The following is a 25318-nucleotide window of genomic DNA, read 5'->3' as shown; positions in this document are numbered from 1 at the left end:
TGTAGGTAAACCTGACCTAAGCGCTCAACTAAAAATGGGCCTTTAGTCTTTAGTGACTAAGTTCTTTAACCAACTTTTTTTATCTGGTTCTTCTCCGTAATATTCTGTTTTTCTCTGGCCATAACCATAGCTGTATGAAGGAGAATTTTTATAGTTTATCGCGTTGAAAATGATATTAATTGATCTAAAAACTTTCTTTTCGTTTAGTTCTTTTATAGCCGATAAATATGATTTCGGTGTTTTTTCGTGACGTATTAAATAAAAACAAACATCTGTGCAGGACTCCAAAAGGAGCGCATCCGTAACCAAGCCTATGGGAGGAGTATCGATGATAATGTAATCGAATGGCTGACGTAACGTTGTAACGAGTTCTTTGATACGTCCTCTACTAATTAATTCGGAAGGATTTGGCGGGACAGGGCCGCTCGGAATCATATACAGATTTTCGATAGAGGTCGATTGTATAATATCTGCCAAACTCAATTGGCCAATTAAATAATTCGACATGCCTACTTTGTTGCTTACCTGCAAATGTTCGTGAATTCTGGGCTTTCTTAAATCCAGACCAATAATCACAACTTTTTTGCCCAACAAGGATAGCGAAGCCGCCAAATTTAACGTCATGAAGCTTTTTCCTTCACCGCTGATTGACGACGTAATGAGGATTGATTTGCCGATACTTTCGTGCGTATCAAGAAATAGATAGCGCATATTGGAACGTAGCATTCTTATCTGCTCGCTCACAAAATTTCGGCTTCTGGTATCGATAATTTCTCCTTTTTCGCCTTTAGGCTGGAGACCTACTTCTCCGAAAACTTTGAGGCCAGTTTTTTTCTCAATTTCTTTCTTCGATTGAATCGTATTAGTTAGTGCTTCTTTGCCAGCAATCAGGGCAATTGGTAAAATCAGCCCAATTAACAAGGCCATCAGATAAATATTGCCACGATCGGGGCGAATTGGCCCTTCTGATGAATAGGGAGCGTCAACAACCCGGCTGTCTGTAACCGTAGAGGCATAGGAAAGCGACGTTTGCTCCCTGGTTTTCAGCAGTAGTAGATATAAATCTTCTTTAATATTAGCCTGCCGCTTAATACCCACAAATTCTCGCTCTTTTGTAGGAATCTTTAGTATGGCACTTTCCAGAGTACTGTTTATGCCCATCAAATTTTGCTTAGCAACCGTCAGACTAGCCCGTTGTTTATTCAGGCTTTCTTTAATGGATTGTTTGACGGTTCGAATCTGGGCATTTAAAGCTTCTAAAGAAGGATTGCCCGGTTGAACAGCCTGCGCCAGTTTTGCGCGGTCTGATTCAAGTTGTGAAAGCTGATTAACATAACCGCTTAGTATAGCATCACTAGCGCCCATCATGGTAGCTGGCGCAACAACCCCCGCCTGTGAGCTGGCTAAATATTCCTCAGCCCGGTCTAGTAACTGGGACTGCACATTTATTTCGTTGAGTTTTGAGTCGTTATCTTCCACTTTCTTTAAAAAAGTGGCAGCTTCGCTACTTAAGCCGCTGACTCCCTGTGCCTTACGGTACTGCTCGATGTTCTGTTCAACACCACCCAGTTCAGCTGTAATTAGCTTTAAACGCTCTTCGATGAAACGTAATGTATTAGCAGCTTCCTTGTTCTTATCCTCCAGTGAAGCGGTGGAGTATACATTAAGTAACTCCGTTAATATGTCTTTCCCCTGTTTAGGAACTGCACTTTCGAGGCCCAGCGAAATTAGTGAACTCTGTGGATTGAGTAATTCAATTTGCAACCCCTTAATTAAATAATTAACTAAACCATCGCGGCTACGGAATATTACTTTAACAGTAGCGGGAGCTTGATTATGTATACTGTCTCTAGCGGTTACTGTCAGATCACCGAATTTATTTTTAATTAATTTGCCATATTCATAAGTACCCAGGTCGTTTTTTTCTTCATCCAGCAATTGGAACATATTACTTGGACCAACTTTAACGTATAAAGGCGTCTTAAAAGCAAATGGAGTTAACTCTTCGGCTTTGATAACAATAGGGCTTTCTGTATGAAGTTCGCTATTCCTAAATTTCCCTTCTTTCCAATACGATACAACTAAATTGAGTTTGTCAACAACACGACCAATTAAGGCCCTTGATTTCAGAACTTCTATTTCATTTTCGACGAGTTTATTTCTGATATTCATATCTAATTTTTCAATTACATCTGAATTCATTTTTTTCTCATCTTTTATAAGCAACGTAGCGCTTACCTGATAAACCGGTGTGAATTTTTTCAGATAAACGTAAGCAATCCCAAAGCTGATTATCAACGACAGTACGATCCAGTACCAATATCGAAGAAATTTATACAGATAGTCGAGGATAGCGGTGCTGCCTTCTTCTTCCTCGAAAACAAAATTCTCGTTATTCATTTTCTTAATGCCATTAATAATATCACGTCAGTTTGCCTGACACCTTTTTACGAAAAATTGGGTCTTAGGACTTAATTGAAATTTTATTAATTGTCATTGTTCACTTATTCAGAAAAGGCTATACGTTAGCTTCTGTAACCGCAGTCTGTTATAAAAAAAACCTTGTTAGCACAGTGGCTACAGTGGCAAGCGTACTTATAAGGCCCAGATAAAGAACAGTACGCTGAATCAGCATATTACCAGCTGTAGGTGGCTCTGGAACAGTCTTCGTTTTCTTGGGTTCTACGTAAATAATATCGTCATGGCGAACGTAGTAATAAGGAGAAGAAAATACATCTGTACCTCTCAAGCTTACAATTCCTACCTCTCTTCTATTATTAACTGTTCTGATAATTTTTATGCTGTCGCGTTTGGCATACATTGATAAATCACCCGCGCCTGCTATAGCGTCAATAAGTGTGGTTTCATCATTTAATAAACCGAAGGTACCTACACGACTAGCTTCACCTAAAATGGTGAACTTGTGATTCATATATCGAATCGTAACCGACGGAAATTTTATTGATTTTTCGAGTTCAATCTGTAGTTTTTCTTCTGCTTCTTTTATAGATAATCCTGCCAGTTTCTGTTTGCCAATTAAAGGCATAGTAATATACCCTAACGAATCGACGGGATAACCGATTACCTGGGCGCCTGAGCTTGCCGAGCCAGGCGCAAATGTTGCCTGAGGTAGTGAACTCCCATTGTTCAAATTCAGAAGGTCATTATACTCTTTACTCGAACTGCTTACCATTATTCCTAAAATATCCTTTAGCTGGATTCGTGATACTGGTGGAGGAATTGTCTTTATCTGAGCTGGATAAATTGAATCGCTAGTTTGAAAATATTCTAATTCGGGAGGTAAGGGTTTTACGACTGCGCAGGAACCCAGAAGCAGCACTATTAAGCACTCAATAATTAAAAACCCCGATAGTTTTCTAATAGCCATGTTTTATGCGTAAAATGATGAGATATAGTACGTATTATAGTTTACAGCTTCGCCCGTTCAGTCCCATTTTTGTTTCTGGACTTACTTATAAATCTCTTCCCTGTAAATGTTTAGGGAGGTGATGGTCAGCTATTTTTACTACCTAATTTGCTAACCATTATTTATGCCAATAGGCCTCGTGCGCTACTTGATAACTGGGTAACTCCTAGTAAACACCCAGAAATACCATGATTGCTCACTGGCCTTCTTACCATATAGTAGGCGATAGTACTGATCTGGCTTTGATAATCTACTATAATTAATATTTATGCAATAAGTGAACCAGAAAATTAGATTTGAAAAGGAAGGTATCTAAAAAATAATCTTTTTCTGGTTAAAGTGTCAAGAATTATATTTTCATATACTTCATAGATTTGCTAGTATGAATCTGAAGGTTGATAGATTTACGTCAAAAGTATTTAATACCCAGTGCTGATCGCCTTTATGACTATCTCGATAGCGATGTTTGATTGTATTGTTTACTAAGTCAATCTTAAGTGTCTTCATGAAAGTAGTTGTACAAGTCGATAGTTACGTGTTTTTAGTTGATAATATAGCAAATATAATAATAATTGGTTAAAGAAAATTGAGAAAAGTAACAAAAAAGCCGAGATCATTTTACAATCTCGGCTTTTTTGTTACTAATGGTTGGGCAATTATCGTGCCACCTCAATATTCACTCGGCGTCCTTTTATAGTGTTGCCTTCCATGGCTTCAACAACCCGGTTGGCTACGTCTTTCGGTACGTCAACGTACGTGAACTTGTCGAAAATGTCGATGCTGCCAATGCTGTTACCCGGAATATTAGCCTCGCCAGCAATCGCGCCGACAATATCGCCGGGTCTTACGTAGTCACGACGACCGATGCTTACCATCAGGCGGGTCATGTTCGCTTCTCGTTCGCGAGGAACACGCTTTTCGTCGCGGTCGAAATAACCGTTACGTCCCCCACCATCGCGTGGGCCGGACTGACGGTCACGGTCTGGTCCGTCATTACGTCCAAAACGTGGCCGGTCAGCGTAACCACCCCGGTCGCGATCGCCAAAACGGCCCGGTCCGTCGTTACGTCCCCGATCATTACGGTCTCTGTCGCCGAAACGTCCCCGTTCGTCACGATCACCGAAGCGGCCACCACTACGGCGGTCATCGAAACGACCCGGTCCGTCGTTACGTCCCCGATCACCAAAACGATCACGACGATCTTCACGTCGACGGTCATCGTCAAGACCAAGATTCTGGTCGGCAAATTCGTTTTTCTCGATACCCATGCTACGTTTCACCAGAGCCGCAACAATTTGTTCGGTGGAGAAACCAGCATGATGTAGTTGCGTCAGCAGGTCGTCATACAGATTCAAATCCTTACTTTCGGCGATTGTTAGCTGCAATTGCTCGATAAAACGGGCTTTGCGAATACCAACAATATCCTCAAACGATGGAATTACGCCTTTTTCAACCCGAACTTTCGTATAGTTCTGGATTTCGCGGAAACGGAATTTTTCGTCACGACCAACCATCGAGAATGCGCGCCCTGATTTACCAGCACGACCCGTCCGACCAATGCGGTGAACATAGTACTCTTCGTCAAGGGGAATATCAAAGTTGATAACGGCATCTACGTCGTCTACATCAATACCACGGGCTGCTACGTCGGTAGCAACCAGAATGCTGGTAGTACCGGCGCGGAATTTGCCCATAACGTTGTTACGTTGCGCCTGACGCAAATCGCCATGAAGCCCTTCAGCCTGGTAGCCACGAATCTGTAAATCCTCGACAATCTCATCGACTTTACGTTTGGTGTTGCAGAAAACCAGTAGCAGTTTCAGATCATACATATCGATCAGACGACACATCACTTCAACTTTTGCCTTTGGTTTAACCTCAAAATACACCTGCTCGATGTTGGTGTTGGTCAGTTCTTTTTTGACAACCTTCACCAGTACCGGGTCCTGCTGGAATTTCTGGGTAATCTGCAAGATGGGTTTTGACATGGTGGCCGAGAACAGAATCGTTTGCCGTTCTTGGGGCATGTCTTCCAGAATGCTTTCGATGTCTTCGCGGAAGCCCATATCGAGCATTTCGTCAGCTTCGTCGAGAATCATCATTTTCACATTGTCGAGCTTCAGGGTGTTACGTTCCATGTGGTCCATCACCCGTCCCGGCGTACCAATAACAATGTGAACCCCCGACTTAAGCGACCGAATCTGCCGTTCGATGGAGTCTCCACCGTAGATGGCTTCAATCTTTACACCGCGCTTGTACTTTGCCAGTTTCCGAATTTCATCGGCAACCTGCAAAGCGAGTTCGCGAGTAGGGCAAAGAATAAGTGCTTGCACCGAGCGGTCCTGAACATCAACCAGTTCAAGTGCTGGAATGCCAAATGCTGCCGTTTTTCCGGTACCGGTTTGCGCCTGACCAATCACGTCGCGGCCATCCAGGATAGGCGGAATCGCTTCAGCCTGAATAGGCGAAGGACTTACAAAACCCATGTCGGTTACGGCTCGCAGGATTTCCTCCGAAATTGGAAGGTCGGCAAATAGAATCTGGTTTGAATCGGCTGGTTTAGCTGGAGCCGTTTCAGTAACCGTAGCATCTACCGAAGTAGAAAGCGGTTCATCGGCTACAATAACAACCTTATCGGCGATGCCTTCCGCAACCGTTTCGCTGGCTGAATCAAGAGGGGTAATTTCTGATGCCGAATCGACAACTGCTTTTTCAGTTTTTTTGCGGGATGCCTTTGGTTTGGTATCGGCTGTTTTTTCAACAGGAATACCCGCACTGGCAGCCATTTCCTGCGCTATTTTTTCAATATCGATCAGATTATTCTGATCAACGGATTTAGTGGTTTTCGTTTTCATTAACTTGGAAAATAAGTTGTTATAAACCTCCAAGCGAAGACGAGTAAATGCCTGTGAACGGCGCGATAATGCGAAAATTGCCCAACGAACGAAGCTGCCCAACGACCCAACAAGGCCCTATTCTCCTGCCCTTAAGGAGAAATGACAACGTATCAGCTTGATGACCCACAACGTGCTGATTACGACCGATTGACGATTAGCCCACGCGCAATTGCTCCAACCCGGGAGCGTCCACACAGAAAACCCATCTGTACATCCGTACTGGGCTCTGTCAGACCTAACTCAGCGTGTAAAAAGGAGAGAAACAGAGACGCGACGGATGTCGCTTTAGAAAATCTGGTGCAAAAGTAAGAAGAAAACCCCGAAAAAGCAAATGAGCGCTAATGAATATTGGATTTATTTGAGAAAGTCTCTTTCAATCGTGTATGAAGAATGATATATAATGTATGTACATTCGTACCAGTTGGGCAACGGCTTCATATTTCATACTTTATACATTGTTCTTATGACGTCTACAGTTGGCAAATACATAATTCTGATTGGTGTTGCACTCGTGCTTGTGGGGCTGATGGTTTACTTTTTTGGCGACAAACTTAACTGGCTGGGGCAATTGCCGGGCGATGTACGTATTGAAGGCAAAAATGGGGGCGGGTTTTATTTTCCTATCGTTACGTGCCTTGTAGTCAGCTTATTATTAAACCTGATTATCGTTCTGATCCGTCGCTTTTTCGGGCCTTAACGCTGGTCGATTTTGCCGGTTGTTCGGCGTTCTCCTGATACGTTAACTTGTTGAGGTAAAACACCTCCCGTTGACGAGCGATGTTTTTCGAAGGTGCAATTTTCTGAAATCCGCAGGCCAGGAAGTGTTGACCGTACCAGGCCATGAGATTATCTTGGGCTGAAAACGTTACTTTGTCTTCTTCAGCGTTTGTCTGAAGCTTAAATTTTTCAGTTTCTTTCAGGATTTTGTTACGTTGAATTACTTCGGTTGTAATCTCACCGTCGTTAGGATAAGCCAGCACTATACGGTCGCCCTGCTGCGACACCTGCACCATTTCGGTTAGCTCTGTACTGACAAGTTCCTTGATAGGGAAACAGTTGTCCCACAGCAACTTCCCTTGTTTGTCGAATTCGCAGATGAAGGCGTGTGTGTAGCGAAAACCTTCGTACCGGTCGGCGTTACGTAGAAAACCTCCGTAGGCAATCGTGCTGCCCCGGTATTGTGGATAATACACTTCGGCTACCAAAATCAGGCCATTGGGCGTCGGTTTAAGATCGTGTACCAGAAGTCGGTAATGAAACTTATAATCTTTACCTTCTTCTTTTTTCTTATGGGCTTTTGCTAGCAGTTTCTGCTGACGTTGCGGTTTCAGGAAATTAAAGAAGTTCTCTAATTGTGAAAATTCAATGTACTGAATCGAATTGATCGACTCGTCTGTATTTTCTCCCTGGCGCAGTCGTGTTACGTATATGCCCTGCGAGTAAGGAGTGCAACTGGTCGAGTAATTACCCACTAGCAACGATTCCTGCTCGTTGATCGGCAGGAGTTTTCCTGAAATCAGGCTATTCTGAGCGCCATCGAAGTCAGTGGTACGTAGCAGCTTACAGTCATAATTGTACGTTCTGAGTGAAAACTTGCAGTGCCGCCGGAGCGAATGAACCAGTACGTTTACTTCCTGACGATTCTCATCAACTTCTAAGCTGCTGATTTCCATGCGATTGACATACATCCCTGGCAAAACTCTGGCCGAATTGTCGAAGAAGGAAAACGCCATGACCACCGGACGCCCATGCCGATAACCCCCTACATAAGCCTGACTACCCATAACTTTGAACTGCTGCACGTCGAACTGGTCAATGAGCCTGCCTTCAGTGGTTTCGAACGTACCGTCTTCAAGATGTAGGCGAAAAAACTGGAACCGGTCGGTGTCGTCCTCCCTAAATAGGTAGTAGACGAACTGGTCAGTGTTGTAGGTCATCACCGACCTGAACGCTATATTCTGTTCGAACGTAGCATGCCAGATGCGCTTAAGATTAATGTCGTATTTCTGAAAGTCGAATTTTGGCGGTGTGTGATCCATAAAACCGCCCGTTCTGATGGATACCAAAACACCTTGTTCGCCAAGGGGCGTTACGTCGAAGGCTTCAGCTTCGTCTGGGTCCGACGGAATTTCAATCCGTAGGGAATGGGCCAGTTGTGCCCAGGTCGGGCAACTAGCAACTGCTACCAAAAACCAGACTATGTAGAGGGTTCGAAGCATATACTCAAATTTACGAATTACTACGTAGGATTGATACGCACATTTTATGATACGTAGCAAAAATCATACTAAGTGACGCGGATAAGATTTCCACATATTCTTTGTGTTTACCGGGCGAACATCTTGTCCACGTTACACTTGCCAACGTTTTTTCAGGTAATCTTTCATAAATACGTTCACATCCCACTGACTAGCAACCGGTTGCTGTGTGTAGGGCAGGGTAGGGAGGTAACCCGCCGGACCAAATTCACAGGTAACGGTTAGGGTAGTGGCATTAGCTTTTTGCAGCCTTGCCCGAATGGCATCCCACCATTTGGCATGAGTTTCGAGGGCGTCTTTCCATTCTGGCGCACGTGGATCATTGACCTGTGGCCCTTCAGGATGTCCAACTCGACAATGAATGTGATCGCTGACCGCAATGGCTCGATTTACGTTTTCGGCCTGATCAGTCAGGTACGATTCTGCTACGTTGACCCAATGCGAGTAATCGGCGGTTAGCCGTAATTCGGGCAGCTTCATTAAATAATACTGAATGGCTGGAGCACTATAGGAGAACCGCCCCCGATGCGTTTCGTGTAAAATTCGGACGCTCGTTTGTTTCTGTACGTCAGCAGCTACCTGAATCAACTCGGCGTTCTGTTCAAACGTAAAGTAATCGTGGCCGGTGTGGGCATTGATGAATGAAGGTTTGTGCGAGGCAACGTCGAGCAGGTCGTCGTGGTACTTCTTTTTGTGTTCCGCGAAATTTGACCCACCGCCAAATGCCATCAGAATCAGGTCGAGACTATTGTCACGGGTGACCTGCACGGCTTCTTTACGTTTGTCTGGCCCGGCTGCAATTTCCATACCGTCATATCCGGCAGCTTTCACGCGTCGGGCCGCTTCTGGGTAGGAGAGGCTTTCCATGCCCCACATTGGGCAGTAGAAGAGAGTTTTCAACAGGAAAAGTGGTTTAGTTTATAAGGTCAAAATTGTAGATAAAAAATCGTATCAGAAAACGTCATTCCTGATTTGACTAGCCTACAAAACGGATTATTTAACCGCAGAGCTTGCTAAAGAATGCAGAAGCTCCGCGATCCTTTGCGATTCCTTTGTGAGCTCTGCGGTTAAATAATCTGCTCCCTCAAAGCGTTAGCGGAAAATTTGGTACTTTTGTGGCGAGTATACCTGATTTTACTCCCTTAAAAAATCAAAACGTAATCTGTCAGACGTCATTTGGGTGAAACGGAAAATGAAAAAAGACAGATTAACTTCTAACTTATGAGCGAAACTGCCACCCGATTTTCCCCCGGCGTTGTAACCGGCGAAGGTGTTACCGAATTATTTCGGCACGCTAATGAAAATGATTACGCATTACCTGCCGTCAACGTAGTAGGGACGGACTCGGTAAACGCCGTTCTGGAAACAGCAAAAGCCGTAAACTCGCCGGTAATCATTCAGTTCTCCAATGGGGGCGGCATTTTTTATGCTGGTAAATCGCTTCCTAACGATAAGCAACAGGCTGCCATTGCGGGCTCTATTTCGGGGGCCATGCACGTTCATCACGTAGCAGAATTGTATGGCGTGCCGGTCATTTTGCATACCGACCACTGTGCCAAGAAACTCCTGCCCTGGATCGACGGTCTGCTGGCTGCTGGCGAGAAGCATTTTGATCAGACGGGTAAGCCGCTGTATTCGTCACATATGCTCGATTTGTCGGAAGAGCCGATTGAAGAAAACATCGAGATCTGTTCGAAATATTTTGAGCGAATGGCCAAAATCGGCATGACGCTCGAAATTGAATTAGGCGTAACCGGTGGTGAAGAAGACGGCGTTGATAACTCAGACGTCGACGACTCAAAACTGTATACACAACCGTCGGAAGTAGCGTATGCCTACGAAGAACTGAGCAAGATTTCGCCGAATTTCACTATTGCGGCTGCGTTTGGGAACGTACATGGTGTCTATAAGCCGGGCAACGTAAAGCTCCAGCCCATTATCCTGAATAATTCGCAGAATTACATTCAGGAGAAATATAACACAGGACCGCTCCCAGTGAATTTCGTTTTCCACGGTGGTTCAGGTTCAAGTCGCGAGGAAATTCGCGAAGCCATCCGCTACGGAGCTATCAAAATGAATATCGATACCGATATGCAATGGGCTATGTGGGAAGGTATTCTGAAATATTACAAATCGAAAGAGGGCTATCTGCAATCACAATTGGGCAATCCCGAGGGCGCGGATTCGCCAAACAAAAAATACTACGATCCACGTGTGTGGCTGCGTAAAGGCGAAGAAAGCATGGTGCAACGCCTGAAAATTGCATTCGAAGATCTGAACTGTATCAATCGATTGGCATAGTATTAGTGTTCAGTTTATTGAAGTGCCGGATTCACAAAATCCGGCATTTTTTATGCCTGAAATCTAACATTTACGTAATTCTACGCTATGATTATTGCCTGACTATGAGTTGTTTTGGGCGACACCTCTTTAATTGATCGTATGGAAAGCACACCTACTATTGACCTCACCAGCAACCAACCTCCATTACAATATAAACCCGTAGCTCAGGCCGAACGTATCAAAACCATCGACATGCTACGTGGCATAGCGTTGTTAGGCATCTTATTGATGAATATTCCTTACTTCGCCATGCCCGAACGCTTTAGCGATGCATTCCGGAACGACACCGGCAATATTAATTACTGGTTCAGTTTTTTTATCACCATCGTATTTGAGGGGAAAATGAGAGCTCTGTTTTCGATGATTTTCGGAGCGGGCGTACTCATTTTCACCGAACGAAAAGAACAGGCTGGCGCAGGCCGATGGGCCGTGACAGGCTTATATTACCGACGCATGGGCTGGCTGATTCTATTCGGGCTGATTCACGCACACGTAACGCTCTGGCTTGGCGACATTCTTTACGGCTATGGTGTTTGCGCGCTAATTCTGTTCTGGTTCCGGAAACTAAATCCAAAATGGTTGCTGGGTATTGCGTTGGTACTCGGAAGTTTTGATGCCATTAGTAACCAGTTATTTTATAGTAACATGCGGGAACAGCGGCTGGCCTATCTGGACGTAATTAAGGCCGAAAAAGCGAAGCAGCCGTTGACCAAAGCTCAGCAGGAAGCTAAAACTGTCTGGCTCGAAACTGCCCGGGATTTTATCCCCGACAAAGCAGAAGTCGATAAAAATACCAAATTGATGCGCGGAAGTTATACCGACGTGGCCAGCTACGTTCGACCGCTGGCCTTCAAATTCCAGACGAAATACATGTTTTTTACGCTTTGGGATGCGCTCGGATTGATGATTCTAGGTATGGCGCTGTTCAAATGGGGCTTTCTGACAGGCAAACTGCCTCGCCGAACGTACTGGCGTTGCCTGGCAGTTGGCTACGGACTGGGATTACCAGTAGTATTGTTTAGTTGGTGGTACGGTCATCTGTATCCAGACGTAACCGCTTTCCTGGATTCACAGTCCGTAAATGCTGGGGCTTTCCTGTACCCCGTTCAGCGGATGCTGCTGGTCGTGGCACACGTTAGTGCGCTGATTTTACTGATCCAGTCGGGCGTTGCTCAGGGTGTATTTCGGGCGTTGAGCGCAGTTGGGCAGATGGCCTTCACGAATTACATTCTTCACACAATTCTGTGTACACTTATTTTCTTTGGATATGGGCTCGGCTATTTTGGCTATCTGGAGTATTACCAGCTCTACGGCGTTGTATTGCTAGTCTGGACGGTCAATATTGTCTTCAGTACGATGTGGCTACGTTCGTTTCAGTTTGGGCCGCTCGAATGGGTGTGGCGTAGCCTGACGTACTGGCAACGGCAACCGATACGTCGGTCGTGAACGTAGCAGTCTTGTTTGAAAAGTGCCGGGTCTAAAGCTCGGCACTTTTTGTGTTTTTAACATTAACACAATTAATATTTTTCTCACAGATTTTTACTAAAAACACTGGGTAATTTTCTGGTTTGTAGACCATTCGAAATCAGCTATAACGTATCACTACGTCAAAAATGAATGCCTGGTTTCTACCATACTTATAGGACTTTTACCAGAATGTCGGGCGTGAGTGTTTTTACCTAAACCAATCGATAAGTGATGTGGATGGAGAACGTAGTGATTCGGAAATAACCTTCAACGTACTGGTAGTCAACGAATGAAAGTCCCACTCAAATTCGTTAACTTTCAGGAAGATATAAGCGGGAATGGGATAGATTGTTGAAAAAATTGGCTTTTAAAAATTATGATACAAAGGTGCACCGAGAAGAGACGGAGATTCACCGAGAAAATAAAATCTCGGTGAATCTCCGTCTCTTCTCGGTGCACCTTTGTATCATAACCCAGACATAATTTCGACGTAGCATTTAGATAATTTATGGATTTAATTCGTGCCGCCTTACGTAAGCCGATTACGATTCTGGTAATCGTTGCCAGTTTATTTTACTTTGGCGTAGGGGCAGTCCGCAACATCAAGATTGACATATTCCCCAATCTGAACTTGCCCGTCATTTATATTTCCCAGCCATTCGGCGGCTACACACCCGACCAGATGGAGTCGTTTTTTGGGAAACAGTACGTTAACCTGCTTCTCTACGTATCGGGCGTAAAAAGTATTGAAACCAAAAATATTCAGGGTATTACGCTGCTCAAACTTTCGTTTTACGAAGGTACTAATATGGCGCAGGCTGCCGCCGAAGTGTCGGCCTACTCTAACCGGGCGCAATCCAGTTTTCCGCCCGGTTCACAACCGCCGTTTATTCTACGTTTCGATGCCTCTACGTTGCCGGTTGGGCAATTGGTGCTGAGCAGCCCGATACGTACCAATAACGAGTTGCAGGACATGGCGAACGTTTACATCCGCTCCGGCTTTACGTCGGTGCCGGGGTTAGTATCGCCCGCGCCGTTTGGTGGGAATGCCCGTTCCATCGTCATCAAAGCTGACCCCGAATTGCTACGTGCCCACAACCTCTCGCCCGATCAGTTAGTAGCAGCACTACGTATCAATAACACCGCAACGCCGGCCGGCAACGTACGTATCGGCGACTATAATTACTTTACACCGGCCAACACCACCGTCCGAAATATCGAGGATTTTGGCAACATTCCGCTTTATTCAGGTACGGTGCAAAACCTGTATCTGAAAGACGTAGCATCCATCGAAGACGGGGCCGACATTACGCAGGGCTACGTATTGGTCAATGGAAAGCGGTCGGTGTATTTGCCGATTACCAAATCCGCCGATGCGTCGACCTGGGAAGTGGTGCAGAATCTGAAAGCCGCATTGCCCCGCTTTCAGGCGCTGCTGCCGGAAGATGTAAAACTGACGTATACCTTCGACCAATCGGTTTACGTCATTAATGCGGTCGAAAGCCTGATGACAGAAGGCGCTATCGGAGCCATTCTGACCGGCCTGATGGTGTTATTATTTCTGGGCGATTGGCGGGGAGCGCTCATCGTTATTATCACCATTCCAACCTGTATTATTTCGGGCGTGCTGTTCCTGTCTCTGTTTGGACAGACCATCAATATCATGACCCTGAGTGGCTTATCGCTGGCTATCGGTATTCTGGTCGATGAAAGTACGGTGACGATTGAAAACATCCACCAGCATCTGGACATGGGTAAACCCAAAGCCCTGGCTATCTGGGACGCCTGTAAGGAAATCGCCTTTTCCAAACTGCTGATTCTGTTCTGTATTCTGGCCGTTTTCGCCCCTGCCTTCACCATGACGGGCATACCGGGGGCCTTGTTCCTGCCACTGGCGCTGGCGATTGGCTTCTCTATGATTACATCATACCTGATGGCGCAGACGCTGGTGCCAGTGCTGGCGAACTGGATGATGAAGGAACACGCCCACGTAGGCAACGGCAAAATACCTAAACGGAAAGGTAGAAAGCTCTTGAAATTCAAAAATAGCGTAGTGACCATGAACGGAAACGGAAATGGGCATCTCGAAAAAGAAACATTACTACGATCGAAGGAAATACTGGCCGAACGGGAAGACCTGAACAACGACGGCAAAATCAGTTATTTCGAGCGGATGCGAGGCCGGTATACCCGATTTATTCGACGTATCATACCCCATCGCAAGCTGATTGTTACTGCCTACGTAGTGGGCATGATGGGCATCGTGTTTCTGCTGATTACAAACATTGGCCGCGACGTACTGCCGAAAGTTACAGGCCATCAGTTTCAGGTGCGGTTACGTAATCCCGACGGTACACGACTCGAAAAAACTGAGGCTACCATGCTGAAAACCATCGACGTACTGAAGCAACTCGTTGGGAAAGAAAACATTGAAATTACATCGGCGATGGTCGGGATGCACGGAGCGCAGTTTTCTACGAGCCCGATTTACCTGTTCATGGCCGGGCCGCAGGAAGGTGTTCTTCAGGTGAGTTTGAAAAAAGATTATGACGTAGAGCTGGATGAACTGAAGGATAAATTCAGGGCTAGTATGAATAAGGCCCTCCCCGGTGTAAAGCTCTCGTTCGAGCCAATTGAACTAACCGACAAAATTCTGAGTCAGGGATCGCCGACGCCGATTGAGGTGAAGCTGACAGGTAAAAACAAAAAACAGAACGAAGAATACGCGAACAAAGTAATCGCCAAACTGAACAAGATACGTTACCTGCGCGATGTGCAGATTGGTCAGGCTACCAAATACCCAACTATCAACGTAACAATCGATCGGACGCGGGCCGCTCAACTGGGTACCGACATATCGGCAATTTCGCGCTCGCTAATTGCCGCTACGTCGTCGTCGCGTTACACAGAGAAAAGCGTCTGGATTGATCCAAAATCAAGCCAGTCATACACGGTTCAGGTACAGGTTCCCGAAAACCGAATGACGACCATCAACGATCTCGGCGAAATTCCGGTTCTTCCCAACACGAACCGTCCGGTGCTGAGCGACGTTGCTACGTTGCAAAAAGGGACTACGTATGGCGAAAACGATAATATCGGAGCCATTCCAGTGCTATCGGTTACCGCCAATCTGAACGATATTGATTTGGGAACGGCGGCCCGTGACGTGCAGAAAGCCATCGATTCACTGGGCGAATTGCCGCGTGGTTTGACAGTTAAAATGCAGGGCCTGACACAGGTACTTATTGATACGTTGGAGAGTTTAGAAACAGGGCTGTTAACGGCTATTGTGGTTATTTTCCTGATGCTGGCGGCTAATTTTCAGTCGTTTAAAGTGTCGTTGGTGGTTTTGTGTACTGTACCGGCAGTACTGGTTGGGTCGCTGGTGTTGCTGATGCTGATGGGCTCCACACTGAATCTGCAATCGTATATGGGCATGATTATGTCGGTGGGCGTATCAATTTCCAACGCTGTACTCATGGTCACCAACGCCGAAGAGTTACGGATGCGTAACGGAAATGCCCTGCTATCGGCTCGTGAAGCGGCTTCGATACGTATACGACCTATTCTGATGACGAGCGTAGCAATGGTCGTCGGGATGATACCGATGGCTTCTGGGTTGGGCGAAGGTGGTTCGCAGGCGGCACCATTAGGACGCGCCGTTATTGGTGGCCTGATTGCGTCTACATTTGCCGCTCTGTTTATTTTGCCGCTGGCGTTTGCCTGGGTGCAGGAGAAAACCTCAACCGAATCGGTATCGCTCGATCCTGAAGATAAAGACAGTAAATTTTATAGTCCTTCCCCGTATGAAACGGCTCATTCATAAGCCTGTGCGTAATCTGATTGTTATTGCCTGTGGGTTACTGCTGGCTGTATCCTTAACGAATTGCCATTCCTCTGAATCGGAAGCTAAAGAATCCGCATCGGAAGCGCCGGAAGCCCCTGCGGCTATCGACGTATTCTCGCTGAAAAAAGGAAAACTGTCGTCGTCGCTCAATATTCCCGGCGAATTGATGGCGTTTCGTGATGTCGATATTTATGCAAAAGTGAGTGGATTCATCAAATCGCTGAATGTTGATGTGGGTTCGGAAGTACGTCAGGGGCAGTTACTGGCGCAGGCCGAAGCTCCCGAACTTAGCGCTCAATTAGCGTCAGCCGAATCACGGTTGAAAGGTCAGGAAGCGCTTTCTATTGCCAGTAAAGCCAATTACGAGCGTATTCTGGAGGCCAGTAAATTTTCGGGCGCCGTCTCGAAAAACGACGTCGATCAGGCCCTTGCCAAACGTAACGCCGATCTGGCCCAACTGGATGCTGCTAAATCGGCGTTACGTGAAGTTTCAACACTCCAGAATTACCTCGCCATTCGTGCTCCCTTCGATGGTGTGATCAGTACGCGGAATGCAAGTACGGGGGCATACATCGGGCCAGCCGGTAAAGGCTCCGAATTTCCTTTATTTGTGCTGACCGAGCAGAAACGACTTCGTCTGGTTGTGGCCGTGCCTGAGGCTTATACGGGCTACGTGCATCAAAACGGCGAAGTGAGCTTTACCGTTAAAACATTTCCCAATAAAAAGTTTACCGGGCAGATAAAACGGCTATCGGGTGCATTGGACAAACGCCTGCGGGCGGAACGTATTGAGGTGGATGTTGTCAATACTGATAAGAAACTGCTGCCTGGTATGGTGGCTGAAGTGAATCTGCCGCTGCCTACTCAGGCCAATACGTTTATCGTTCCTAAATCGGCCATTGTCAATTCGTCGAAAGGTGTTTATGTGATTAAAGTCAGCGACAAAAAGGCCGTCTGGATACCCGTCAAAAAAGGACTGGAGGCTGACGAGCAAGTGGAAGTTTTTGGCCAGCTCACTGAAGGCGACCAACTCGTTAAAACGGCTGGTGAGGAAATTCGGGACGGTGGGCCGGTAAATGTGAAATAGCACTACTTTACATAGCCCAACTTCCTAGGAATCGTATAGATTTCGGTTTGCCGTCCATCAATGTAACGAAACGATTGACCGTCGAAAAAGCCGTCTTCTTCGAGCATGATGCGTACCACTTTCTTCCATTCCGGAATTTCAACAGCAGCGTTTAACTCGATGGAATAAGCCGTGTTAGCCAGCAACGGATAATCGCCCGGGCCGGGAACGCCTTTCTGCTGATCCCAAAGGCCGATGGTTGGGCCAGCCGCGTGACCGTGAACACCGATTGGGTGGGAATAAATGGTGCCCATAATGCCTTCTTTTTTTGATTGATCCAGTGCCGCCAGCAGCATCTGATTGCCGGTTTTTCCTGCTTTAAACTGCTCAGTCAGAATATCCTGTAGCCGGTTGCCCTGTTTGAAAGCTGTTTTGATAGCTTCCGGTACGTCGGTTTCGCCGGAACGTAGCACGTAGGCATGTTGCTGCTGGTCGGTATTCAGGCGCAGGTACGTAATGCCGAAATCGACGTGCAGCAAATCACCGGGCATAATCACCTGCTTATCTGGCCGTTTGGAGAACGTGCGCAAGTGCTCGAACTGTTGAGTATCGGCGCGTTGCACATCGACTGTCGGGTGAAACCACGTATCAAGACCTAAGCTCGTGATACGTTGCCGGAACCACCATACTACGTCGTCGGTCGTTGTTACGCCGGGCTGGATGACCTGTTCTGAAAAACCTTCCTGGATAATCTGGTGCGATAACCGGCAGATGAGCGGATAGATCGCCATTTCTTTTTCGGTACGTGTTTCGAGCCAGCCAACCGCTATTTTCTCGGCCGATACGATACGTTTCACATAATCGGCAGGAAGTCTTTTCAAAAACTCTTCGTGTTCAGAGAATGAAAGTCCGTCGGCGTGACCGTAGTTTAGCGATGTATTTAACCCGATTTTCTTAGGCTTTCGATCTTCGATGATCTTTGCCAGTGCTTCCCACTGATTTGGTCTGACGTCAATATCCCAGGCACCTTTGAGCAGGTTTCCTACGTCATAACGGGCGATGGCGAGCTTCTCTATTTCTTTCCCATTATCGAAAAAGACCATAATGGTACGTCGGCGGGCCGAGAGCCACGTACTGGGCAGCATGGTACGTAGCACCGGATCTTCGTTGTATTCGCGGGAGATAATAACCCACATATCGATTCCCTCGCGACGCATTAATTGCGGCAGCAGATTCGTGAAGCGATCCTCCAGAATCTCATCGACGATACGTGCCCGTTCGCGTTCGGGAAGTACGGTTGAAGGCGACGGTTGGGCTGATGCCGCCAAAACGAGTATAGAAAAAATAGATAAATTGAGGAAGAAGTAGCCTATTTTCTGCATATGATTCAGGTGAGTACGGTTTAAGGCAAGATACATAATTGATAAAAGCAACCCTAGCCGGACTGACTGGCAAGCGGAACAATATTCTGTTTTTTTAACAAAACATCCAGGCAACGAATGCGTAGTGTTATGCATCTACTCAGTAGCTATTTCGAGAAAATGACAACTTGTTAAATTCAACAGGGATAAATAGAATACAGGTTTATATTCGTTAGCTTGGTGTAAAGTATGTCCAACCGCTTCTTTTGTGCATGAAGTCTGCTCTGTTTGTTTTGTCTTTTCTATTTTCTACCCTGACCCTGCTGGCGCAAACGGCGTCTACGGGCCTGCGTGGGACGGTTAAAAATGCCAAAGGAGATCCCTTACCGTATGCGGCTATCATTGTGAAAGGCACCCCAACGGGCACTATTTCCAATGATGAAGGACGCTTTGAAATTGCGCTGGCACCGGGTAAATACAATATCGTTTTTCAATACCTGGGCTTTCAGACCATTCAGAAACCAGTTGAGATAGAGACGGGTTTTACTACGTTGGATGTTACGTTGGAAGAGCAGGCGCTGCGTCTGGCTGAGGTACAAACTAAAGCGGGGAATGAAGACCCTGCCTACACCATTATGCGTCGGGCAATTGCCAAGAGTCGCTATCATCAGTTGCAGGTGCTACGTTTCAAAGCCCGCGTATACACTAAGTCGTCAGTTACGGTGCTCGATATTCCTAAACTAGCCGAAATGGCGTTTAAGAAACAACTTAAAGAAGCCGAACGCGATGCCAATTTTAAAGTTGGCGTGCCCATCCTGAACGAAACCGTTGCGGAAGTAGCGTTTAGTATGCCCAATACGTATCGGCAAAAGATTATTGCCAACCGCAATTCGTCAGGCGATTTCCTGAGCCCTAGCCGGTTTTATAACGCTAGCTTTTACAATCCTGAAATTGGCGGGACCGTGTCGCCCCTGTCGCCGAAGGCGTTTGCCTATTATAAATTCGAGTATAAAGGCACGTTTCGTGAGCCGGGTCCGAATGGGGAGCCCATCGAAATCAGTAAAATTCAGGTCATTCCGCGACAGTTTGGCGAAGGTGTTTTCCGAGGAACAATCTATATTCTCGAAAATAGCTGGGCTATCCACAGTCTGCAACTGGAAACCGTTACGAACATCGGTATTACGATTGGTGTAAATCACATTTGCAGTCCCGTACAGGGCGTCTGGATGCCTGCTAATCAGCGCTATACGGGTAGTGGATCGTACCTGGGTGTACGGGCTTCTGGGTACTACGTTCGCAACCTGACGTTCAGTGAATTTGTCGTGAATCCGGCGTTTGCCGCTGATATTGAAGTGGCTGACGAGAAGAAAGGTGCGCCTGCCACTACGTTGTCGAAAAAAGATATCAAAGGCAGCCAGCTTGAGGACGTAGTGAAAAAGCAAAAGGAGTTTTCGACTAAAAACCTGCGTCAGTTGGTCAAGGAATACGAAAAACAGGAGAAGGAGGCCCGCAAAAAACGTAAAGAGGACGTAACGGTTGTGCGCGACGATTCGCTGGTGGTAGATTCACTCGCCCGGAAACGCACCAACGTATTCTGGGATTCGCTACGTTCGGTACCGCTGACAACGAACGAAGCCAAAAGTTACAAAAAAGCTGATAGTCTGGGGCTTGTGCGGGAAATAAAAGCTCCCGGCACCGATACGACCCGCAGCGATAGTACGACCCGCCGACGAAATCGGAATAAATTTTCGGCAGGTCAGTTATTGTTTGATTATACCTGGCGACCGTCAAAATTCACTACGTTGCAATACGGCGGCCCCCTGTCCCGAATTGAATATAATACAGTAGAAGGCTACGCTGTCGAAAGCAGTTTGACGTTGCGATACCGACCGAAAGTAGATTCCATTAGTCGGTTTATGCAGATTCCGCTGAGCGAGTGGACAGTTGGTGGAAATCTACGGTATCAGTTTGGGCGAAAACAGTTCGTTGGGTACGGACAAGCGGGCTATCAGCACAAATCGACACGTATTAATGTATCGGGTGGTCGTTATCTCTATCAGTTTAATCCCGACAATCCGATTAGTCCGGCGCTTAATACGTTTACTACGTTATTGTTTGAACAAAATCTGGCGAAACTTTATCAGAAAGATTACCTGAATGTTACGTTCAGTGCCGCCCCTTTTGAGAACAGACTATCATTTGTGGGTAGTCTGGAATATGCACAACGTAGTGAACTCGCCAATTTTAAAGAAAATATAAAACCCTGGTTCAACTGGAAAAATCGCGAATTTACCTCCAATCGACCGGACAATGCAGAAGTGGAAACTACCACTTTTCCAATTCATAATGCTCTGGTTCTGAATCTTACAGCGTCCGCTAAATTGGGAACAACCGAATACATAATCCGGAATGGCCGACGTATTGCCCGACGCGACAACGACGCTCCGCAACTAACGCTGAACTACCGAAAAGGAATGGCTGATCTGGATTACGATTTCGCTCAGGCGACCATCAGCCACTCGTTCGAGACGGGTATTCGAAGTCGTTTAAACTACCAGCTAAGCGCAGGCACGTTTCTAAACGACCGGAAGCTGTACTTACCGGATTTCAAACATTTTGCGGGTAACGAGTTCTTTTTCCAGCAGGGCGATGTAGTGTCGACCTATCGGCTATTGCCTTATTATCAGTATAGTACGGGCAAGCGCTTTTTCGAAGGACACGTACTGGCCGAATTTCGTAAATTTTTTGTGACACAACTGACTCTAATGCGTCTCATTGGCCTGAAAGAAAACCTGTTTGTGCATTATCTCTACACGCCAGCATCCCGCAATTACACCGAAGTTGGCTATGGCCTTGATGGGCTGATCCCGCAGGTGCTGCCTTTCTTCCGGGTCGAAGTTATTTCGCAGTGGCAGGATGCCAAATACCAGGGCTTAGGATTCCGCATTGGTACTACGTTGAAATTCGGGCGGTAAGGTGACGTAGCGTTACTTCGTTGTCTATAGATGAAGAACCCAAGCATTCCCTAACAGAATCGTAAAATTTGGGTAATCAGTACGTCACAGGCGAAGCCTTACTTTGCGCAAACCAACGTAGGCATGAATCGTCGAGACGTAGTAAGACGAATGGGTACGGGCCTTGCTGCTCTTTCTGTTAATAATCTGGTCACTGCTCAGGTTGCACCTTCACCCCGAAAACGGGCTTTACGAATCGCTCACCTTACTGATATTCACATGCAGCCGCTGGTTGGCGCGGCTAAGGGATTTGAGCATTGTCTGCACCACGTACAGGCAATGGCCGAAAAACCCGATTTGATTATCAACGGGGGCGATGCCATTATGGAAGCGCACGGGCGTGGAAAGGATAGTGTACAACGTCAATGGCGATTATATCAGGATGTGCTACGTAGTGAAAATGCACTGCCATTACTAAGTTGCGTGGGTAATCACGACATCTGGTGTAAGCAGGAAACGGCCACTGCTTTTGGCGATGGACGTAAGTGGGCGATGGATGAGCTGCAAATGATGCGGCCTTATTACAGCCTCACCCAGAATGGCTGGCACATCATCGTTTTAGACAGCGTACAGCCGAAAGCAGACGGAAGCTGGTACACAGCTCATCTGGACGAAGAACAATACCACTGGCTCGAAGCTGATCTGAAAGAAACGCCACCTGAAATTCCCATTCTGATCGTTTCGCACGTACCGATTCTGGCGGCCTGTGTTTTTTTCGACGGGCAGCGATTTGCGAACGAAAACTGGAACATTCCCGCACGCTGGATGCACAGCGATACCGTTCGACTCACGAATCTTTTTCATCGTTACTCCAACGTAAAGGCCGCCCTCAGCGGCCATATTCATTTAGTAGACCGCGTCGATTACAACAACGTATCGTATTTCTGCAACGGCGCTGTAAGTGGTGCCTGGTGGTTTGGCAAGTATCATCACACCGCAGCCGGTTACGCCGTCGTCGATTTATTTAATGACGGAACGGTAGAGAATCGGTACGTGAATTACGTCTGAACCGGGATTTAACGGATTTAGGGATTTACATGATTGTCTGCCACAGGATTTAACGGATTGAAGGATTGACAGGATTTTGCAGTTTGCAAACAGATTGGATAACTCTATCGTTAAAACAAAATCTGTTGAATCCTTAAATCAGCTAAATCCCGGTGCAGAATATAAAAGACCTTTTTCACAAATTTCCCCGCCCCGGACGAGTCGAATGGATAGGAATTCGGCCTGCCCGGAAAGCGTCTGTTCAGGTGGTCGATTCGGTGGAAGTTTCTGATAAGAAGGGACTTATAGGAGATCACTACAGCGGTCAGAGTGGTAATCGCCACGTAACACTGATTCAGGCTGAACACCTGCCAGCTATTGCTTCACTAACGAATCACGAACGTATCGATCCGGGCTTGTTACGTCGGAATATTGTCGTGTCGGGGCTGAATCTGCTGGCGCTTAAAGATTTACACGTTCAAGTTGGCTACGTAGTACTTCTGATTACGGGCCAGTGCCACCCCTGTTCGCAAATGGAAACGGCTCTCGGGACTGGTGGCTACAACGCCATGCGCGGCCATGGTGGCATGACTGCAAAAGTGATTCGGAGTGGTACCATTCGGGTGGGGGACACGATTACGGTGCAGCCAGTAGAAAAACAAACGTAGTTAAAAGGCTACGTTTCAACGGCGATTTATTCTCAAACTCTCTTCCAACCAAGGGCAGCCCCAGCCATTTTAATAGTGCTATTTTACCAAAAGGGTAGTTCTACTAATTCTCTGGATCTTTTTCATGCAAAACTTCATATGAAAATTGCCCTTGGTTTCGGTAAATTTGATGGTTATTGATAACCGGCTTCCTCGATTAAAAGTAGTTAACTAATGTATCGTTTGACCCTGTGCATAAGCTGCCTTTTTGTGTTATGGCTAATTGGACCTCACAAAGGCGTAGCGCAAGAGCAGGGCTATCTAAAACTCCGCACTGACCGGATACAAAATGCACGTGGAGTAGAGCAACAGGCCCTCGCTCAAAACGATTCGGGGCAACTAGCCGAAGCCTGGTACTTATATGGCAAAACCTATGCCTTCGCTGGCGATTATCACACCGCACAACGCTATTTTCTGAAATCATTACGTATTCAGGAACCTCGGGGCGATTCAGACGAATTAAGCCGATTGTACGTCCGACTAAGCGAAAATGAAGATGTGCTTGGCCGCCCAGAACAGGCTATCCAACTGGCTACGCGTGCCTTACAGATTGCACAACGTATTAAACAGAATCGAGAAAAAGCACTTATTCGCAGTAATGGTACGTTAGGTCGAATTTACGAGGGTATGTGGCTCAGGCAAGTGCCACGTCGGCAAACGCTCTACGATTCGATTCTGACGTATTACCGTAAAGAACTGAATTTCTGTTACATAATTAAGGATACGGCAGGTATAGCCGAATCGACTATGCACCTCGGCACGTTCCTGACGCGGGGAAACGACGAGCGGGCAATTCCTTATCTGAAACAGGCACTCGATTTTTTCACCCAGAAAAATAAAGATGGCATCAGGGTGCGGGCTATGGCCAATCTGGCTGCGGCTTATCTAACGTTTGATAAACCCGACTCTGCCATTCAGGTGCTTCAAAAAGCCGAGCAGTTTTATGGGGATAGAAAGTTGAATGAATACGATGTTCGGATGCTGCTGGAGCATGAATTGGTCCGATATTATGAAAAAACGGGCCAATGGCCGAAAGCATACACACATCTGCGCCAACTGAACGCTCTGGAACGAGGTCAGATTTTGTCGGATCGTGATGGAGCGATTAGTCGGCTGAGTGTTGAATACGAAACGGAGAAGAAAGAAACATTGCTACGTGCCCAGAATAAAGAAATCAAACTGAATGAACAGAATTTACGCCTGCAACGGCTGGTTACATGGACAACGATAATTCTGTTTCTGCTTGCTTCTGGGATTAGTGTCGTTTTTTTTCGGCTTTATCGTAAGAATCGACGTATCAGTCGGCAAAATCAGGAACTGGTTAAAGAACAGAATCATCGGGTTAAAAATAATCTGCAAATTGTGTCCAGCCTGCTTAATCTACAGGCTCAGCAACTTCCCGACCCAACCGCCCGCCGAGCCGTTGAAGAGAGCCAGATGCGTGTGCAGGCTATGGCTATTCTGCATCGTCGTTTGTATGATGGCGAACAACTGGCCAGAGTAGATCTCAATGACTTTGTCCGGGAGTTGGTCAGCAGTGTCCTGGAAACGTTTGGGTATGCGAACGTGGCCGTTGAACTGACTATCGAACCTATCTATTTATCAGCTGATAAAGCCATTCCGTTGGGCCTGATTCTAAATGAACTGATTACCAACTCCTGCAAATACGCTTTTCCTGACAATGACTCTCCGACCCTATGTATCAGTTGCCGCCAAAAGGGACGTAACGTTCATCTGGAAGTGGCCGATAATGGTCCGGGTTTAGCCAAAACTCAGGTACCCGTTTTACAGGGAGAGGATTGGAATGTAGGGGCGCAAGGTTCGTTTGGTATGTCGTTGATTCAGGCGCAGGTGGCTCAATTAAACGGAGTTGGCCATTTTGAAGAAGTTGCGGAAAATGCTACGTCAGGCACGGTGTTTGTCATGGACTTTAACGTGTAAACT

At 46.5% G+C, this 25318-nt stretch carries 15 protein-coding genes; 9 read left to right on the top strand and 6 right to left on the bottom strand.

Features of this window, described 5'->3' with window-relative positions:
- Positions 1-42: 42 nt before the first annotated feature.
- From IC229_RS08455 to IC229_RS08445, 3 genes are all read right to left on the bottom strand, one after another.
- Positions 43-2400 (bottom strand): GumC family protein, encoded by a 2358-nt coding sequence (locus IC229_RS08455; RefSeq protein WP_190886518.1) that lies wholly within the window; start codon positions 2398-2400, stop codon positions 43-45.
- 148 nt (positions 2401-2548) lie between these two features.
- Positions 2549-3388, bottom strand: a complete 840-nt coding sequence (locus IC229_RS08450) for a polysaccharide biosynthesis/export family protein (protein WP_190886517.1) — start codon at positions 3386-3388, stop codon at positions 2549-2551.
- 695 nt (positions 3389-4083) lie between these two features.
- The gene (locus IC229_RS08445; RefSeq protein WP_190886516.1) at positions 4084-6282 is read right to left on the bottom strand and encodes a DEAD/DEAH box helicase; all 2199 of its coding nucleotides are present in this window, start codon (positions 6280-6282) and stop codon (positions 4084-4086) included.
- A gap of 505 nt (positions 6283-6787) precedes the next feature.
- Between IC229_RS08445 and IC229_RS08440 the strand changes: the two genes are divergently transcribed.
- Positions 6788-7021, top strand: a complete 234-nt coding sequence (locus tag IC229_RS08440) for a DUF2905 domain-containing protein (RefSeq protein WP_190886515.1) — start codon at positions 6788-6790, stop codon at positions 7019-7021.
- Here the strand turns inward: IC229_RS08440 and IC229_RS08435 are convergent.
- Together IC229_RS08435 and IC229_RS08430 are read right to left on the bottom strand one after the other, a co-directional pair.
- A complete protein-coding gene (locus IC229_RS08435; protein WP_190886514.1) occupies positions 6987-8543 on the bottom strand; it encodes a hypothetical protein in 1557 nt (518 codons plus the stop codon). The genes IC229_RS08440 and IC229_RS08435 overlap by 35 nt on opposite strands.
- A gap of 132 nt (positions 8544-8675) precedes the next feature.
- Positions 8676-9482, bottom strand: coding sequence for a sugar phosphate isomerase/epimerase family protein (locus IC229_RS08430; protein WP_223833921.1), 807 nt, complete (start codon positions 9480-9482; stop codon positions 8676-8678).
- A gap of 321 nt (positions 9483-9803) precedes the next feature.
- On the opposite strand from IC229_RS08430, the gene fbaA reads away from it, so the two are divergent.
- The 4 genes from fbaA to IC229_RS08410 all read left to right on the top strand — a co-directional run bounded on the left by fbaA (position 9804) and on the right by IC229_RS08410 (position 17326).
- Positions 9804-10883, top strand: coding sequence for a class II fructose-bisphosphate aldolase (gene fbaA, locus IC229_RS08425; protein ID WP_190886513.1), 1080 nt, complete (start codon positions 9804-9806; stop codon positions 10881-10883).
- A gap of 141 nt (positions 10884-11024) precedes the next feature.
- Positions 11025-12371: a DUF418 domain-containing protein gene (locus tag IC229_RS08420; RefSeq protein WP_190886512.1), complete on the top strand. Its 1347-nt coding sequence runs from the start codon at positions 11025-11027 to the stop codon at positions 12369-12371.
- Between the two features lie 529 nt (positions 12372-12900).
- Positions 12901-16218 carry an efflux RND transporter permease subunit gene (locus IC229_RS08415; RefSeq protein WP_190886511.1) on the top strand — a complete coding sequence of 1106 codons (3318 nt, stop codon included), beginning with the start codon at positions 12901-12903 and terminating at the stop codon, positions 16216-16218.
- Complete coding sequence (locus tag IC229_RS08410) at positions 16199-17326, top strand: efflux RND transporter periplasmic adaptor subunit (RefSeq protein WP_190886510.1); 1128 nt, start codon at positions 16199-16201, stop codon at positions 17324-17326. The genes IC229_RS08415 and IC229_RS08410 overlap by 20 nt, the downstream gene beginning before the upstream one ends.
- A gap of 2 nt (positions 17327-17328) precedes the next feature.
- Here IC229_RS08410 and IC229_RS08405 read toward each other — a convergent pair whose 3' ends face one another.
- Positions 17329-18687 (bottom strand): M24 family metallopeptidase, encoded by a 1359-nt coding sequence (locus IC229_RS08405; protein WP_190886509.1) that lies wholly within the window; start codon positions 18685-18687, stop codon positions 17329-17331.
- A gap of 251 nt (positions 18688-18938) precedes the next feature.
- Between IC229_RS08405 and IC229_RS08400 the strand changes: the two genes are divergently transcribed.
- From IC229_RS08400 to IC229_RS08385, 4 genes are all read left to right on the top strand, one after another.
- Positions 18939-21641, top strand: coding sequence for a DUF5686 and carboxypeptidase regulatory-like domain-containing protein (locus IC229_RS08400; RefSeq protein WP_190886508.1), 2703 nt, complete (start codon positions 18939-18941; stop codon positions 21639-21641).
- A gap of 123 nt (positions 21642-21764) precedes the next feature.
- Positions 21765-22688 (top strand): metallophosphoesterase family protein, encoded by a 924-nt coding sequence (locus IC229_RS08395; protein ID WP_190886507.1) that lies wholly within the window; start codon positions 21765-21767, stop codon positions 22686-22688.
- Between the two features lie 152 nt (positions 22689-22840).
- Positions 22841-23335, top strand: a complete 495-nt coding sequence (locus IC229_RS08390) for an MOSC domain-containing protein (protein WP_190886506.1) — start codon at positions 22841-22843, stop codon at positions 23333-23335.
- 213 nt (positions 23336-23548) lie between these two features.
- Positions 23549-25315 (top strand): histidine kinase dimerization/phosphoacceptor domain -containing protein, encoded by a 1767-nt coding sequence (locus IC229_RS08385; RefSeq protein ID WP_190886505.1) that lies wholly within the window; start codon positions 23549-23551, stop codon positions 25313-25315.
- Positions 25316-25318: the final 3 nt, after the last annotated feature.

The sequence above is a fragment of the Spirosoma profusum genome (genome assembly GCF_014699005.1).
GTDB lineage: Bacteria > Bacteroidota > Bacteroidia > Cytophagales > Spirosomataceae > Spirosoma > Spirosoma profusum.
This window is presented reverse-complemented; position numbering and strand designations above follow the sequence as displayed.

Excerpts from the sequence above, each read along its gene's own strand:
- IC229_RS08455 (WP_190886518.1), bottom strand. The coding sequence starts at position 2,400 with ATGAATAACGAGAATTTTGTTTTCGAGGAAGAAGAAGGCAGCACCGCT.
- IC229_RS08450 (WP_190886517.1), bottom strand. The coding sequence starts at position 3,388 with ATGGCTATTAGAAAACTATCGGGGTTTTTAATTATTGAGTGCTTAATA.
- IC229_RS08445 (WP_190886516.1), bottom strand. The coding sequence starts at position 6,282 with ATGAAAACGAAAACCACTAAATCCGTTGATCAGAATAATCTGATCGAT.
- IC229_RS08440 (WP_190886515.1), top strand. The coding sequence starts at position 6,788 with ATGACGTCTACAGTTGGCAAATACATAATTCTGATTGGTGTTGCACTC.
- IC229_RS08435 (WP_190886514.1), bottom strand. The coding sequence starts at position 8,543 with ATGCTTCGAACCCTCTACATAGTCTGGTTTTTGGTAGCAGTTGCTAGT.
- fbaA (WP_190886513.1), top strand. The coding sequence starts at position 9,804 with ATGAGCGAAACTGCCACCCGATTTTCCCCCGGCGTTGTAACCGGCGAA.
- IC229_RS08420 (WP_190886512.1), top strand. The coding sequence starts at position 11,025 with ATGGAAAGCACACCTACTATTGACCTCACCAGCAACCAACCTCCATTA.
- IC229_RS08415 (WP_190886511.1), top strand. The coding sequence starts at position 12,901 with ATGGATTTAATTCGTGCCGCCTTACGTAAGCCGATTACGATTCTGGTA.
- IC229_RS08410 (WP_190886510.1), top strand. The coding sequence starts at position 16,199 with ATGAAACGGCTCATTCATAAGCCTGTGCGTAATCTGATTGTTATTGCC.
- IC229_RS08405 (WP_190886509.1), bottom strand. The coding sequence starts at position 18,687 with ATGCAGAAAATAGGCTACTTCTTCCTCAATTTATCTATTTTTTCTATA.
- IC229_RS08400 (WP_190886508.1), top strand. The coding sequence starts at position 18,939 with ATGAAGTCTGCTCTGTTTGTTTTGTCTTTTCTATTTTCTACCCTGACC.
- IC229_RS08395 (WP_190886507.1), top strand. The coding sequence starts at position 21,765 with ATGAATCGTCGAGACGTAGTAAGACGAATGGGTACGGGCCTTGCTGCT.
- IC229_RS08385 (WP_190886505.1), top strand. The coding sequence starts at position 23,549 with ATGTATCGTTTGACCCTGTGCATAAGCTGCCTTTTTGTGTTATGGCTA.